The 15,563-nt window shown below is 36.3% G+C and carries 14 protein-coding genes; 9 read left to right on the forward strand and 5 right to left on the reverse strand.

The window, feature by feature from the left end:
* Positions 1-8: 8 nt before the first annotated feature.
* Positions 9-722, reverse strand: a complete 714-nt coding sequence (locus OL225_RS19180) for a Crp/Fnr family transcriptional regulator (RefSeq protein ID WP_034692595.1) — start codon at positions 720-722, stop codon at positions 9-11.
* Between the two features lie 88 nt (positions 723-810).
* Between OL225_RS19180 and OL225_RS19185 the strand changes: the two genes are divergently transcribed.
* The 9 genes from OL225_RS19185 to OL225_RS19225 all read left to right on the forward strand — a co-directional run bounded on the left by OL225_RS19185 (position 811) and on the right by OL225_RS19225 (position 10,387).
* A complete protein-coding gene (locus tag OL225_RS19185) occupies positions 811-3,189 on the forward strand; it encodes a heavy metal translocating P-type ATPase (RefSeq protein WP_047377335.1) in 2,379 nt (792 codons plus the stop codon).
* 109 nt (positions 3,190-3,298) lie between these two features.
* Positions 3,299-3,511, forward strand: a complete 213-nt coding sequence (ccoS, locus tag OL225_RS19190; protein WP_047377334.1) for a cbb3-type cytochrome oxidase assembly protein CcoS — start codon at positions 3,299-3,301, stop codon at positions 3,509-3,511.
* Between the two features lie 21 nt (positions 3,512-3,532).
* Positions 3,533-5,794, forward strand: a complete 2,262-nt coding sequence (gene ccoN, locus OL225_RS19195; protein WP_047377333.1) for a cytochrome-c oxidase, cbb3-type subunit I — start codon at positions 3,533-3,535, stop codon at positions 5,792-5,794.
* Positions 5,795-5,810: 16 nt separating this feature from the next.
* Complete coding sequence (locus OL225_RS19200) at positions 5,811-6,011, forward strand: cbb3-type cytochrome oxidase subunit 3 (RefSeq protein WP_002983870.1); 201 nt, start codon at positions 5,811-5,813, stop codon at positions 6,009-6,011.
* Positions 6,012-6,021: 10 nt separating this feature from the next.
* Positions 6,022-6,903 (forward strand): cbb3-type cytochrome c oxidase N-terminal domain-containing protein, encoded by an 882-nt coding sequence (locus OL225_RS19205; protein WP_047377332.1) that lies wholly within the window; start codon positions 6,022-6,024, stop codon positions 6,901-6,903.
* A gap of 94 nt (positions 6,904-6,997) precedes the next feature.
* Positions 6,998-8,452, forward strand: coding sequence for a cytochrome c oxidase accessory protein CcoG (ccoG, locus tag OL225_RS19210; RefSeq protein ID WP_047377331.1), 1,455 nt, complete (start codon positions 6,998-7,000; stop codon positions 8,450-8,452).
* A 10-nt stretch (positions 8,453-8,462) separates the two neighbouring features.
* Positions 8,463-8,915, forward strand: coding sequence for a FixH family protein (locus tag OL225_RS19215; protein WP_047377330.1), 453 nt, complete (start codon positions 8,463-8,465; stop codon positions 8,913-8,915).
* A complete protein-coding gene (locus OL225_RS19220) occupies positions 8,906-9,631 on the forward strand; it encodes a sulfite exporter TauE/SafE family protein (protein WP_034692613.1) in 726 nt (241 codons plus the stop codon). The genes OL225_RS19215 and OL225_RS19220 overlap by 10 nt, the downstream gene beginning before the upstream one ends.
* 18 nt (positions 9,632-9,649) lie before the next feature.
* Positions 9,650-10,387 (forward strand): hypothetical protein, encoded by a 738-nt coding sequence (locus OL225_RS19225; protein WP_264519266.1) that lies wholly within the window; start codon positions 9,650-9,652, stop codon positions 10,385-10,387.
* Between the two features lie 60 nt (positions 10,388-10,447).
* Here the strand turns inward: OL225_RS19225 and serS are convergent, their stop codons facing one another.
* From serS to OL225_RS19245, 4 genes are all read right to left on the reverse strand, one after another.
* Entirely contained in the window at positions 10,448-11,716 is a 1,269-nt protein-coding gene (gene serS / locus OL225_RS19230) for a serine--tRNA ligase (RefSeq protein ID WP_047428874.1), read from the reverse strand.
* Positions 11,717-11,782: 66 nt separating this feature from the next.
* Positions 11,783-12,301, reverse strand: coding sequence for a hypothetical protein (locus OL225_RS19235; RefSeq protein ID WP_047377326.1), 519 nt, complete (start codon positions 12,299-12,301; stop codon positions 11,783-11,785).
* A gap of 38 nt (positions 12,302-12,339) precedes the next feature.
* On the reverse strand, positions 12,340-14,238 hold the full coding sequence (asnB, locus tag OL225_RS19240; RefSeq protein ID WP_264519267.1) for an asparagine synthase (glutamine-hydrolyzing): 1,899 nt from the start codon (positions 14,236-14,238) through the stop codon (positions 12,340-12,342).
* 66 nt (positions 14,239-14,304) lie between these two features.
* Positions 14,305-15,558, reverse strand: a complete 1,254-nt coding sequence (locus tag OL225_RS19245; protein ID WP_047377324.1) for a polysaccharide biosynthesis C-terminal domain-containing protein — start codon at positions 15,556-15,558, stop codon at positions 14,305-14,307.
* Between the last annotated feature and the right edge of the window lie 5 nt (positions 15,559-15,563).

Genomic DNA, 15,563 nt, shown 5'->3' on the forward strand with positions numbered 1-15,563 from the left:
TGTATGATTTATAAAACTACGTGACCGAGTTTCATGAGTTTGTCGTGATTTAAGATCTTGATATTTCTTCCGTCTACTTCAATGAGACTATCCTGTTTGAATTCTGATATCAGACGGATGGCACTTTCTGTAGCGGTACCGATAATATTGGCAATTTCTTCTCTCGTTAATGAGATCTTGATAAAACCTTCAGGATCTACTCCCAGTTTCTGTTCCAGAAGCAACAGAATTTCTGCAAGCCTTTCTCTTACCGTTTTCTGAGCAAGGAAAGTGATGGTATTGGAAGATTCTCCTAATTCGTATGAGATTTTCTGAAGCATTACGAAAGACAGCTGTGGATCTACCTCCAGAAGATACATAAAGATATCTGCGGGTAAGAAAACACATTCAATATCTGTCATTGCTTCTGCTTTGGCCTGGAAATTTTCCCCGCAAAGCAAAGAACGATAGCCGATGATATCCCCTTCTTTGATAAATCTTAAAATTTGATCTTTCCCGAACGCTCCTGATTTTGAAAGTTTGGCAGCCCCTTTTTCCAGAACAAACACTCCTTTTGGAGTTTCGCCATCCTCGAAAATGGTATCGTGTTTCTGAAAACTCAGTTTCTTTTTGCCATTAATGTATTTCTCAAAATCTGCGCTAGAAAGTCTTTCTTTAAATGATTTATCATTAAAAACTCTGGCGAACCTCTCTTCAATTGCTATCTGTTGTTCCTGCGGCATTTTATATGATATTTATCACAAAAATAGAACTTTTTAACGCGATAAACAAAAAAATTTGTTATAATTTTGTAGTTCAATATTTTATGGGGTGAGCGAGAACTGTTTTCATTGTGGTCAAGGGATAGAAAAAGAGAGAATTTTATTTGATGAAAAGACTTTCTGTTGTAATGGATGTAAGTCTGTTTACGAAATTCTAAATTTAAATAATTTAAGCAATTTCTATGAGCTTAATAAAGGAGCGGGAATTCGTCCGAATGATGAAAATTCTTCTCAATTTGACTACTTGGACACACCGGAAATTTTTGAAAAAGTGACTGATTTTTCTGAAGGAAACACCAGTCTCGTTACATTCAAAATCCCTGTTATTCACTGTTCTTCTTGTATCTGGCTATTAGAAAGCCTTCACACGTTAAATAAGCATATTAAATATTCGCAGGTTAATTTCACAAGAAAGACCTTACAGATTTCATTCAATCATAATGATATGAAATTAAGCGAACTAGCTAAATTTTTAACCAATCTAGGATATAAACCGGTTATCAGCCTTGAAACCGCTGATAAAAATGAAGATCATCTTGACAAATCTTTATTAGTAAAATTTGCCATTGCTGCCTTTGCTTTTGGTAATGGAATGTTCCTTGCCTTTCCTGAATATATCGGAGGGGAAGATTATTGGATGGAACATTACAGAGGCTTATTCAGAACCCTGATATTCCTTTTGGCAACACCTGTCGTATTTTACTCCGCTTCAGATTATTATAAATCTGCATGGTACGGTTTAAAAAATAAGATTGTTAACATTGATGTTCCGATTGTCTTAGGAATTTTTGTTCTATACGGAAGAAGCATCTACGAAGTGGTAACAGATTATGGTCCAGGATATTTCGATACTCTTTGTGGACTATTATTCTTCATGCTTCTCGGAAAAATTTTCCAAAAAAGAACATACAGTGCTCTTTCTTATGACAGAGATTACAAATCTTTCTATCCTATTGCTGTAACGAAAGTTGATTTCGAAGGAAAACAGGATAATATTTTATTGTCTGAAATAAAAGTGGGTGACAGAATTCTGGTTAGAAACCAGGAAATCATCCCGGTAGATGCTATTCTGATCAACGGAGAAGGAAATATTGACAACAGTTTTATTACCGGAGAAAGCGAAAGTATCAGCAAACAACCTGGTGATAAGATTTTTGCCGGAGGTAAGCAGATAGGATCATCCCTGGAACTGGAAGTGATTAAAAACGTAGATCAAAGTTATCTTACCCAGTTGTGGAACAAGGAGGCCTTTAAGAAACACGAGACCGGACTTGACACGCTGACAAACAACATCAGTAAATACTTCACATTCATAATTTTAGGCATTGCTCTCGTTGCGGGAACCTATTGGGCATTTATTGATCTGGAGAAGATGTTCCAGGTTATTTCTGCCATTCTGATTATTGCATGTCCTTGTGCGCTTGCGTTGTCTGCACCGTTCACTTTTGGACACATTATGAGGATTTTAGGTCGAAATAAGTTCTATGTAAAAGATACTTTAACGATTGAAAAAATCGCGAAGCTTGATACCATTGTTTTTGATAAAACCGGAACGATTACCCACAGAAAAAAATCAAATATCAAATACGAAGGGCCCGAAATCAGCGAATTTGACTCCTTGAATATTAAAACATTATTAAAGAATTCCAACCATCCGCTTTCAAAATCTCTGTATGAATTCATCGAAGTAAATGATGAATATTTCCCGGTAGAGAAATTTGTTGAAATCTCAGGAAAAGGATATGAAGCCAGCATAAGAGGAAATCTTTATAAAATCGGTTCGGCACGCTATAACAACCAGGAACCCAAAAACCTTGAAACAGCAGTTTACATCAGTAAAAATGATGAATACTTAGGGAAATTTATCTTTAAGAATGAATACCGCCCGAAACTGAGAGAACTTTTCACAAAACTTACCAACTACAAAATATTTATCCTGAGTGGAGATAATTCCTCAGAAGAAAGCCAACTTAAAGAGCTTATTCCAAATTATAAAGGAATGGCCTTTAATCAGAATCCGGAAGATAAACTGAATTATATTAAAGCCCTTCAGGATCAGCACATGAAAGTAGCAATGCTTGGAGATGGCCTTAATGATGCGGGAGCTTTAAAACAAAGTAATGTAGGAATTGCAATTGCTGATGACACCAACAGTTTTACACCATCTTCTGATGTAATTATGAACGGTGATAAAGTGGTTACATTAGACAATTACCTGAACGTTTGTAAGGGCTCTATCACCATTGTGAAAATGACATTTATAATCAGTTTTCTATACAATATCGTTGGTTTAAGTTACGCTGTTACAGGACATATGCATCCGCTCTTCGCAGCAATCATCATGCCAATCAGTTCCATCACGGTGGTTACCTTTACTACACTTTCAACCTGGATATTAGGACGTAAACATTTCAAAAAACAGGCGTAGAAGCCCTTATTTAGACTGATTTTAAATTAGCTGAAATCGGCATTTCGTGATGAATGTCATTATTTTTCACTAAATTTGAACCCCGAAAATAGGTTAATTTTGTTGTCCAATGGATATTCTATATTTAATGATCCTCTGCAGTGTTTCTTTGGCTGCGATTTTCTTGGTCGTATTTATAGTGTATGCCCGAAAAGGACAGTTTGAAGATGATGAATCTCCGGCTGTCAGAATCCTTTTTGATGATGAAAAAATCAAAGAAAATGATGAAGCAGGCAACAAAGATAAAGACGAGAAAGAAATAGGAGAAAATAATAAAAATTGAGAAAAATAGTGAATAGTTGATATGGAAACACAGAAGTTTAGTTATGACAATAGTATTGTCCGTGCGTTCCTTTATGCGACCTTAGTTTTCGGTCTTATAGGGTTTACGTTCGGGCTTACGGCGGCATTAATGCTTTTCTACCCTGAATTACCTGAATTCTTTTTCGGGACAGATGACACAACCATCAAAAGTTTGGCATCGGGAAATATTCAAGGTTTAATAAACACTCATGGTGCATTTGGTTTTGGTAGAATCAGAATGCTGCACACCAACACCGTAATCTTTGCATTCGTTTGTAACATTGTTTACACGGGTATTTATTACTCATTACAGAGATTATTAAAAACAAGAATGTACAGTGACACATTGTCTTGGTTACATTTCTGGACTTGGCAGTTTATGATCGTTGCTACGTTCGTTACGTTCTTTATGGGAATCAATACCTCTAAGGAATATGCTGAACATGAGTGGCCGATCGACATATTGATCGCATTCTCATGGATCATTTTCGGTATCAATATGTTCCTGACTATTTCAAAGAGAAGAGTGAGACACCTTTATGTAGCGATCTGGTTCTACATTGGTACATGGATTGCGGTAGCAATGCTTCACATCTTCAATAACCTTGAAGTACCTTTATCTTTCACAGGCTGGAAATCTTATTCAGCATATGCAGGGGTAAAAGATGCTATTGTACAGTGGTGGTATGGACACAATGCGGTTGCATTCGTATTGACGACTCCGGTTCTAGGTTTAATGTATTACTTCCTTCCGAAGGCTGCAGACAGACCGGTATTCTCTTATAAACTGTCTATTATTCACTTCTGGTCATTAATTTTCGTATATATCTGGGCTGGTCCTCACCACCTTCAGTATACAGCTCTTCCGGCTTGGGCTCAGGCGGTAGGAACAGGGTTCTCTATCATGCTTATTGCACCATCTTGGGGAGGAATGTTAAATGGTCTTCTTACGCTAAGAGGAGCTTGGGATAAAGTAAGAGAAAATCCTATCCTTAAGTTCTTTGTAGTAGCTGTTACTTGTTATGGTATGGCAACGTTTGAAGGACCGCTTTTGGCAACTAAAAACATCAACAAAATTGGTCACTTTACAGACTGGGTTATCGGTCACGTACACTTAGGAGCTCTTGGATGGAATGGTTTCATGGCATTCGGAGTTATCTATTATTTGGTACCAATTATGTGGAGAACAAAACTTTGGTCTGTAAAATTAGCTAACTGGCATTTCTGGTTAGGTACTTTAGGAATCATTTTCTATGCAGTTCCAATGTATATTTCAGGATTTACACAAGGATTAATGTGGAAGCAATTCAACCCGGACGGAACATTATTATGGAAAAACTGGTTGGATACGGTAACTGCTATTATCCCTTACTTTAAAATGAGATTTGTAGGAGGTTTATTCTATATCTCAGGATCTATCTTAATGATCGTAAACGTAATTGCTACGGTAAGAAAAGGATCATTCCAGAAAGAGGTTCCTGCTGAAGCGCCTGCATTGGCAAACATCAGTAAGAACAGAAAAGAAGGAGAAGGTACTCACCTTTGGTTGGAAAGAACTCCGGTATTATTAGGTATTTTATCTTTCATCACAATATCTATTGGTAGTTCAATTGAAATCATTCCTACGCTATCTCTTAAGAAAAGTGTACCTACGATTTCTGCAGTGAAGCCTTATTCACCACTAGAACTTGAAGGTAGAGATATCTATATCCGTGAAGGATGTAACGCTTGTCACTCTCAGATGATCAGACCGTTCAGAGATGAGATTACAAGATTCAACGGTAAAAACGGACAATACTCCAAAGCTGGAGAATTCGTATACGACAGACCATTCCTATGGGGTTCTAAGAGAACAGGACCGGATTTACATAGAGAAGGTGGTAAAAACCCAAGTTCTTGGCACTACAAGCACATGTATAACCCAAGATCAACTTCTGCAGGTTCCATCATGCCTCGTTACCCTTGGTTAATTGCTACTGACTTAGACAGAACTAAGATGGTAGACAAAATGAAGCTGATGAAGAATGTATTCGATGTTCCTTATTCTAAGGCTGAAATCGATTCTGCAGATAAATGGGCTAACAACCAATCAGCAAAAATTGTAAAAGATATCTTCTCTGAAGCAAATGACCTTAAGCAGGCTTATGCTAAGAGACCTCAGGGAGAACTAGAGAAAAAAGAAATTGTAGCTCTTATTTCTTATCTTCAGAGATTAGGTACAGATATCAAAACAACTGAAATCAAAACAGCAAGTAATAACTAAACATTAAAAGGTTCATATGATTCCTCAGAACTTTAAAGATATATTATCCAATACAGAAAACGCTGGTTTCTACCAGACGCTGGCTCTGATTTTCTTTATGCTGTTCTTCATAGCTTTAGTAATCTATGTTTTTAGCAGACCTAAGAAATATTACAAAGAAGAAGAAGAAGCACCACTTGGGGATGATGAGGATGACGATTTTAATTTAAAAAATTAAACTATTTTTTATGAAACAAAGAACACCTGTTGTCGTAAACATCTTAATAATAATCGGGCTTTTAATAGTTTTTTATTATTTATTTGTACAGAGCTACGCGTTCCTAGCTTCGCCTTACTTCTGGGGAACTGTTGTGATCGCTGGTATCCTTGCCTATATCCATGGTGCAATTGGAGATCTGATTGAAAACAACAAATTCAAAAAATTATCTCCGGAGGAAAAAGCAGCTTATTTAGCTGAAAAGAAAGTTCCTTTCTTAAAAAGAATGTATTTGGCTGCATTCAAAAAGCAATCTGAAACTGAAGAAAAAGATATCCTTATCGACCATGGTTTCGATGGAATTATGGAGTTGGATAACCAGTTACCAAAATGGTGGGTAGGTTTATTCTATTTTGGGACCGCATTTTGTATTGTATATATTGCTGCATACTCTTTCACAGACTTCGCTCACCCATTAAGCGAATATGAAAAAGAATATAAAGAACAGTTGGCAAGTATTGAAGAATACCAAAAAACTCAACCTCCTGTAACGATAGAAACAGCAAAATACTCTGCTGATAATATTGCAGAAGGTAAAGAATTATTTAAAACAAACTGTGCATCTTGTCACAAAGAAGACGGTAGTGGTGGTATCGGACCAAACCTTACTGATAACTACTGGATCAACCAGCCTGAGAAAACGTTATTCAAAAATGTATTCCATATGGACTGGAATGGTTCTCCTACTAACCCTGCGATGAGAGCTTTCGGTAAAAACGGAGAAGTTTCAGGTGCAGAGATTGAAAAGATTGCAGCGTATGTATATCACATCAATCAGGAACAACCACCAGTGACTCAGGCTCAAGGAGGAGCAGCTCCTCAAGGAACTGAAGCACATTGGGAAAAAGAATAATTTAAAAAATTAGAAACATATGAAAAAAACATAATTTGTTATTAGATAAAAATAGTAACGAATTATGTTTTTTCTTTTTTAAAACCTATTACATATGTCAGACATAGAAGAAATAGAAGTACGCGGCGGACAGGGACAGGTTCTGGACCCTGAGACTTACAGAGATTCTATAGGGACAATGGAGCAATCCGGAAAAAGAAGATGGGTATTTCCTAGAAAACCTAAAGGGAAATATACCAACTATAGAAACATTGTAAGCTATTTATTATTAATTATTTATTTTACATTACCGTTTATCAAAATCAATGGTAATCCATTATTGTTGTTCAATGTTATAGACAGAGAGTTTTTCATCTTTGGACAGCCTTTCTATCCACAGGACTTTTTTATCCTCACTTTAGGTGCTATTGCATCTTTAATCTTCATTATTGTTTTTACGATTGCGTTCGGAAGAATTTTCTGCGGGTGGATTTGCCCTCAGACAATTTTTATGGAATCGATCTTCCGTAAAATAGAATATCTGATTGAAGGTGACCGAAATAAGCAGATGAAGCTGGACAGACAGGAGTGGAACAGTGAAAAGATCTGGAAAAGAAGTTTAAAATGGTCTGTTTATATCATTATTTCATTAATCATCACCCACTTTATGTTCATGTACATTGTAGGATATGAAGAGGTATTTAAGATCATTGGTGAAGGACCATTTGCACATCCTACCAATTTTATTGTAATGATTCTTCTCACCGCTGCATTTTATTTTGTATTTGCATGGTTCAGAGAGCAGGTTTGTACATTGGTATGCCCATACGGAAGACTTCAGGGGGTATTGATTGATAAAGACACCATCAATGTTTTCTATGATTTCAAAAGAGGGGAAAACAGATCAAAATGGAGAAAAGGTGAAGACCGTCAGGCTGCCGGCAAAGGAGATTGTATAGACTGTCACCAGTGTGTAGTAGTGTGTCCTACGGGAATTGACATCAGAGACGGACAACAGCTGGAATGTATAAACTGTACAGCCTGTATTGACGCCTGTGATGAAGTGATGGAAAAAGTAGGGCTTCCAAAAGGACTGATCCGGTATGCTTCTGAAAACGAAATTGAAAAACAAACTCAATTTAAGTTTACAGGCAGAATGAAAGGATTTACAGTATTCTTATTCCTTTTGGTAGGATTCTTAGGATATCTTCTGTACAGCCGTGGTGAGATGGAAGCTAAATTCATCAAGCCGGCAGGGAGTACATTCTTTGTAAGAGATGGTAAAATTACCAATACCTATAATTATACTTTCCTTAATAAAACGAACGACAAAAAAATCGTTACCATCAAAGTAATTGATCCGGCACATGGTGAAATTACTTATAGTGCATCAAGCAAAATTCAGGTAGACAGAGATAAAATTTCGAAAGGAACGATTAATATCAGCTTCCCGGAAGATGAAATGAAACTCTCTAAACAGAATATCACAATTGGTGTTTATGATATGAAAGGAAAACTGATTGATTCATATCAGACATATTTTGAAGGACCATTTAAACTGCAATTTTAATTAGAAAAAAATGAAGAACTTTAGTTGGGGACACGGTGTTGTAATTGCATTACTTGCATTCATAGTTTTTATATTATCCATGATGTTTCTTTTCCCAAATGGGCAGAAAAACTCTGAAATGGTAACAGATAATTATTACGAAGAGGAGTTGAAGTACCAGGATGTGATTGATGCGAAGAAAAAAGCAGATGAATTACAGGAAAAACCTGTATACAGCCAGGATGCCAAAGGAATTAAAATTACTTTTCCAAAAGAATATAACAACTCAAATACTACGGTAAAATTTGTTTTAAACAGAACCGACGACCAGAATTTAGATATCAAAAAATCTGTACAGCTTGATGCCAGCCAGTCTTTCACAATACCAGCACAGGTATTGAAAGTAGGAAACTACACATTAAGATTAAGTTGGACAAAAGATAAAGCAGACTACCGAATGGATTATGATGTGATATGGAAATAGGACTTATTGTATCGGCTATTGCTTTAGGCTTTGCTTCCGGTTTTCACTGTATCGGAATGTGCGGTCCTATTGCCCTGTCGATGGGATTAACCAAAAAGCAGGCAGCTAACTTCTATCTTCAGAACCTTACCTATCAATTCGGAAGAATTTTCACCTACTCCTTATTGGGTGCACTTCTGGGAATTATCGGGCAGGGATTTGAAATGGCAGGTTTTCAGAAATATCTTACCATTACTGCCGGAGTTCTTCTGATCATTATGGCTGTATTTTCATTTGGCGGAAAAGATTTTGCTTCAAAAATTCCTTTTCTCTCTAAATTTCTGTACAGCGTAAAAATGAATCTGGGAAAATTACTTCAGAAAGCGGATTACCGTTCAAGATTTACAACAGGTCTGTTAAATGGCTTTTTACCGTGTGGAATGGTTTATATGGCGCTTACTGCCAGCCTTGCAGGAGGAGGAATATGGCAGGGAGCTTTATATATGGCTTTATTTGGCCTTGGAACCCTTCCGTTTATGTTTGCTATCGTTTTAGCCGGAAATCTCATGAATCAGGCCTTCAGGGTAAAAGTTTTAAAAGCAGTTCCGGTGATCATGATCATTTTGGGAGGATTATTCATTCTAAGAGGTCTTGAGCTGGGAATTCCCTATGTTTCTCCGAAAGCTGAAGCTATGACCATCATTAAAGATCCAAACGGGGCTGTTAACTGCCATTAATTTGTATTTAAATACACCATGAAGAAAACCATTGCCTTATTTCTGATAAGCTTTTTTATGCTGCAATCCTGCAGTGTGAATTCTGAAATTGTCTATCACAAGGACGCCGCTTCTACTTCCGTAATGGATATTGATACAAGAGAGTTTATGGCAGAGATGATGGCTATGACACCAGATTCATTAAAGCAAAAGGAATTTGGAGAAATGGACAGACTTCCAACTACCTGGATAAGTATGTATGATGTTGCCAGAAAAGAAGGAAAATTAAAAACAGAAAATCCCGATTCCATCAAAATCATGAAAAAAATCTTCATGAAGTCTACGAAAGAAAATAACACACTTGCAGGATTTTCTTTTAAGATGGATCATTTTTCACCGGAAGATTATCTGATTCTGAAAAGTTTTACAAAAACTGAAAAAATCCCGCTGGATCAGAATATTTATAATAATTGGGACGGAAAAACCCTGACGATTGATACCGAAAACTTTAATCTTAAAAGTATTGAAGAGGCTATTCGCTCCAAAAGCTCAAAGGAAGAAGCTGAGAAAATGGCCGGAATGATGATTATGTTTTTCAAAAAGATCGGCACTACTTTAAAGTTTGAGAGTCCCATAAAATCAATTACAGGCAAACATGACTGGATAAAGCAGATTGATGATCATTCCATAAGAATAGAATATGATCTGAAAGCCATTTATGATAAAGATTCAAAATTCAAAAAAGAAGATAAAAAGATTATCATTGTTACAGAATAAAACAAAACCCACCGGAATCCGGTGGGTTTTTATTTGTATGCTAAACAAACTGATCGCTGTTTAGTTAATTACATCAAATCTAGCATATTCTGCAATCTTCTTAGGCAGCTTGATACCTTCCGCTGTCTGGTTGTTTTCAAGCAATGCAGCCATAATTCTTGGTAACGCCATTGCTGACCCGTTTAAGGTGTGAACCAGCTGAGATTTACCATCTCCTTTGTAACGGCATTTCAATCTGTTTGCCTGGAATGTTTCAAAGTTAGAAACAGAACTTACTTCCAGCCACATTTCCTGAGCAGCACTCCATACTTCAAAATCGTATGTCATCGCAGAAGCAAAACCAGTATCACCACCACAAAGTCTTAGTACTCTGAATGGAAGCTCAAGATCTGTAAGAATTTCTTTGATGTGCTCTACCATCTCTTCCAAAACAGCATAAGAGTTTTCAGGCTTTTCAATTCTTACGATTTCAACTTTTTCAAACTGATGAAGACGGTTTAACCCTCTTACGTGAGCTCCATAGCTTCCTGCTTCTCTTCTGTAACACTGAGAGAATGCTGTATTTTTAATCGGAAGATCTTTTTCATCCAGCAATACATCACGGTAAAGATTCGTTACGGGAACTTCAGCCGTAGGAATAAGATATAATTTATCTTCGTTGATATAATACATCTGTCCTTCCTTATCAGGCAGCTGCCCGGTTCCAAAACCTGACGCTTCATTTACAACGTGAGGAGGATTCACTTCTGTATATCCTTTTTCTACATTTTTATCTAAGAAATACTGAACCAAAGCTCTTTGCAATCTTGCCCCTTTCCCTAAATAAACAGGAAAACCTGCTCCTGCAATTTTCACCCCTAATTCAAAATCAATAAGATTATATTTTTTGGCCAGTTCCCAGTGAGGAATAGCGCCTTCACCAAGCCCTTCTACCGGATGAGACTGGAAAATCATTTCATTATCATCAGCAGATGCTCCGCTTTTTACCAATTCGTTTGGAATGTTCGGAAGCTGGTACAGAATATTCAGTAAGTCGTTTTCTTTAACTTCTAACTGGGATTTCAATTCTGAGCTCGACTCTTTGTATTGTGCTGTTTTAGATTTTGCTGATTCCGCTTCTTCTTTTTTCCCTTCTTTCATCAAAAGCCCAATTTCTTTCGAAATTTTGTTGATTTCGGAAAGCTGGGAATCTAGTTCAAACTGGATTCTTTTTCTTTCGTCGTCGGCAGCGATAGCCTCGTCTACCAACTCAAGATTTTTGAATTGTCTCTTCTTAAGACCTTCTAAAACGCGTTCTTTATTGTCGCGCAAAAAATTGACTTGTAACATTTTATTTAGATGTTAAATATTAGATGTTTAGCTTATAATAAGCTAACAATTGTACAAATTTAAAAATTATTTTGTGATCGTAACTGTATTTATCGAAGTTGGTGCATCAGCATCTTTTGAAAATACCGGAACCCTGTTATACAAAACTTTTGAAACCTGGAATACAGTTGGTGTATTACGATACTGAATTTCCAAAGTATCAATCACATTATCAGCCACATTAGTACTTTTTGTATAGGTAATCTGCATTTTGGAAAAGTAAGAATTTCCTGTCCCCGGATTATCAGGACTGATAGAATCCAGCCTTCTTCTTTTTGCTCCTGCCAGATACTCCATATAAAATAATGAATCCGTTGTCATTCTTAATGAAACACTTACCGGAGCAATATCCTTAGTTCCAAAAATATCATTTACCGAAAATCCTGTATAAGACCCGGCTTTTTTACTGTTCAGAAGATCCTGTCCAGCGCTGTTTTTCACATAGATATTCATTAACTGATCTATTCTCTGCAAAGAATCATCATCACTTTTACAACTTACCAATGCAAAAACCGCAACAAGTATGCCCCAAAAATATTTCATCATAAATACAAAGGTAAAATATTAATCTTTAGACTGCTTCTTTATTTTTCAAAATATTTCTGATACCACAGTTCAAAAGTAACCAGCTGCCATATTTTCACCCAGTCGTATTCATGTTCCTGATGATTCCACCACTCGTCAATCACTACACTATTGAAGAAGTTTCTCTTTTTTAAACTTTCAAGGTTTTCAACAATAAAATCCCTTACTCGCTTTTCGTTTTTAATGAAATAATGAACCGGAAAAGAAAACCCTTTTTTAGGCATATTCAAAACAGATTCAGGGAGATATTTTTCAGCTGTTTTACGAAGTAATGGTTTATTCTGAGTTCCATTAAATCTAATCTTTTCAGGTAATGAAGCCACATAATTAATCAGGCTGTTGCTCAGGTAAGGATAACGAAATTCCACACTGTATTTCATTGCACTCAGATCATCCCGGAATACATGATGGGAAGACAGCGAATATTTCATATCATATTCAAAATACCCGGAATAGTTTTTTGATTCCGAAATATGGTACTTTGAAAAATTTGAATCAATCTTACTGTAAATATCTGACGCTATAAGACTTTTAGCTTCCAAAGGTCTCATACTGATCTGGCTCTGTCTGAAAAAATCAAACATATCATCCTGAGAGAAATAATTTTTTACCCGCTGAGAAAATTTATCTTTTGTAAAAATAAAAGGGCTTACAAAATTGAAATTCCGCATCAACAGCCATCTATTCAGTTTCAGCGTATGGGAATAGCCGGCAAAAAGTTCATCGGCACCATTTCCGCTTAATACTACTTTAAAATCTCTGTCATGTGCATATTTTGCGGCATTGATCAAAACTTCAAAGCCGCTGTAAGGTTCTTCAAAATGCTGAATATTTTCCTTAAGCTGCTCCAACGCTTCATGATCACTCACCTCTTTTATATCATGCGAAACGCCAAAATGCCTGGCAGCCAGAGATGCATTTTTCACTTCTTCCTCAGAAAACGGGTAAGAAATGGTGTATGTGTTGATATCAGAGTTAAAAGATTTTGATTTTGAAGCAATTAAGGTAGAATCTATCCCTCCGCTCATCATTACTGCCACAGGAACATCTGCATATAATTGCTCTGATATACTTTCAGAAAGCAGTTCATCTATTTTCCTTACAGCTTCTTCTTCCGAAACATTTTTCACAGATGATGAAGGCAGTACCCAGAATTTTTCTTTGGTAATTTTATGATCTGCTAAATCAATAGTCATAAAAGAAGCAGGTTCCAGAGAAAAAATATCCTGAAAACAAGTTTGCGGAGCCAATGTTGTTTGAAAAAGAAAATTGGTATACACTCCATTCCAGTTGATTTCAGGCTTTACAAATTCATTTTTCAACAATGCTTTTATTTCTGAAGCCCAAACCAATCCTTCTTCACTTTGATGATAAAAGAGAGGTTTCATCCCTATTCTATCTCTTGCCAGTATAAGCTGTTGGCTGACAAGATTAACAATACAGATCGCAAACATCCCATCCAGCATTACAAAAACTGAATTTCCCCATTCCTGATAAGCTTTGAGAATAACTTCAGTATCGGAATTACTTCGGAAAACATGTCCTAAAATCTCAAGTTCTTTCCTTATTTTTTTAAAATTATAAATCTCTCCGTTAAAAGTGATAATAATCTGCTCATTCTCTGAGAGCATGGGCTGATGGCCTTTTTCAGACAGGTCAACAATAGATAATCTGCGGAAGCCCAGGGCAATCTCAGAACTCCTTTCCTGTAAAACCGGAAACTGTTCTTTAATTTTTGTGGTAGAATCATTTCCTGAAAAAGAAATCCCCTGACCATGATTATACAGCCAGAATCCTTCATCATCCGGTCCGCGATGTTTGATCGCCTGATTCATTTCCAGAATATTTGTTGAGGAAATACTTTTATGAAATGAATAATAACCACTGATTCCGCACATAGTATGACTTAATAGATTTGTAAAAATAGGAAAATGACTTTGTTTTCTGTACCTGAACAGAATAAATTATTTCTTCAAAAACTTTTCTTTTAAAAGCTGAATTTCCTCTTTTGATACTGTATAATCTTTCAAACTGAACGGAGTAGAACTATAAAATTTCCGGAACAGCAAGAACGCTGAAACCAAATAAGATGATGTGGTAGCAAGGCAGGCTCCCAAAATTCCCCATCTGGGTATTGCAATGAAAGAAAATACCACCGTAACAACAAGTCCAATTATTGATTTTACATTGAGAATCCTGAGCTCTCTCATTCCTGAGAAGTAATGTCCTACCATATCACTTACAGCAATAGCAAAAATTCCCGGGGATAAGAGGAGCATGATTTCTTTTGTATTCCTGAATTCTTTTCCGAAAATCAGTTCATAAACCTGAGACGGGATAATGATTATTCCCAGTATAAAACCTATCATCAGAATAAAGGTCAGCTTTAAAGATTCTTTGGTTTTTTCTACAGACTCTTCCCTGCTTTTACTATTCACCACATCTGAATATAAAACTACAGCAATACTTCTGGTAATTGTCCATATAGCTTCAGAAAAAGTTACTCCTATCGAAAAGATCCCTACACTGGAGATCCCTTCAAAATATTCCAGGAAATAAAAGGAAAGTCTATAGTTCAGAAACTGAACAAAAGCACTTAACTGGGTTTTCCAGCCATATTCAAACATATTTCTGGCAACCTCTTTACTGAATGATATTTCAGAAATATTGCATTTTTTGATGATCTGAAAAAAGCTGGTAAGAAAGAGAAGCCCCAGGCATCCAATCTGTGCAAGAAAGTATACTGAAACATCTTTTTTACCAAACAGATATACCAATATTCCGATAAAGATAATATGTACCAGCTGTTGTAAGACAGTATACACATTAAACTTCCTAATATCCTGTGTTCCAATAAACAAACTGATATTGGTAGATAGAAGTGAAGAAAAAACGGAAATTCCGATAAGATAAAATAGATATTCGCCCTGAATAGAGGCTAGACCAAATAAAAACGGGATTAAAAGTCCTGTGAAAAGTGACCACAAATAGGCATACAATAAAACTTTTTCTATTTTAAACCTTGAAGCGAAATAAGAAGCACTGCTTCCGGAAAAGATACTGCTGAAAAAACTTACTGCTGCAGCATTGGCAACCACAATTGAAATGGTTCCTTTACCTTCACTTCCCCACATATTCGTAGAATAGATCACAAGCCCGAAACTTAGGATCAGAATAAGAAAACGTGAGACAAATGTTTTAATAATAGTAAGCTGCATAGCGG

The organism is Chryseobacterium viscerum (genome assembly GCF_025949665.1).
Taxonomy (GTDB): domain Bacteria; phylum Bacteroidota; class Bacteroidia; order Flavobacteriales; family Weeksellaceae; genus Chryseobacterium; species Chryseobacterium viscerum_A.

Coding starts and splice junctions, on each gene's coding strand:
- ccoN (WP_047377333.1), top strand. CDS start 3,533: ATGGAAACACAGAAGTTTAGTTATGACAATAGTATTGTCCGTGCGTTC.
- OL225_RS19245 (WP_047377324.1), bottom strand. CDS start 15,558: ATGCAGCTTACTATTATTAAAACATTTGTCTCACGTTTTCTTATTCTG.
- OL225_RS19200 (WP_002983870.1), top strand. CDS start 5,811: ATGATTCCTCAGAACTTTAAAGATATATTATCCAATACAGAAAACGCT.
- serS (WP_047428874.1), bottom strand. CDS start 11,716: ATGTTACAAGTCAATTTTTTGCGCGACAATAAAGAACGCGTTTTAGAA.
- OL225_RS19220 (WP_034692613.1), top strand. CDS start 8,906: ATGGAAATAGGACTTATTGTATCGGCTATTGCTTTAGGCTTTGCTTCC.
- asnB (WP_264519267.1), bottom strand. CDS start 14,238: ATGTGCGGAATCAGTGGTTATTATTCATTTCATAAAAGTATTTCCTCA.
- OL225_RS19215 (WP_047377330.1), top strand. CDS start 8,463: ATGAAGAACTTTAGTTGGGGACACGGTGTTGTAATTGCATTACTTGCA.
- OL225_RS19180 (WP_034692595.1), bottom strand. CDS start 722: ATGCCGCAGGAACAACAGATAGCAATTGAAGAGAGGTTCGCCAGAGTT.
- OL225_RS19235 (WP_047377326.1), bottom strand. CDS start 12,301: ATGATGAAATATTTTTGGGGCATACTTGTTGCGGTTTTTGCATTGGTA.
- OL225_RS19205 (WP_047377332.1), top strand. CDS start 6,022: ATGAAACAAAGAACACCTGTTGTCGTAAACATCTTAATAATAATCGGG.
- OL225_RS19225 (WP_264519266.1), top strand. CDS start 9,650: ATGAAGAAAACCATTGCCTTATTTCTGATAAGCTTTTTTATGCTGCAA.
- ccoG (WP_047377331.1), top strand. CDS start 6,998: ATGTCAGACATAGAAGAAATAGAAGTACGCGGCGGACAGGGACAGGTT.
- ccoS (WP_047377334.1), top strand. CDS start 3,299: ATGGATATTCTATATTTAATGATCCTCTGCAGTGTTTCTTTGGCTGCG.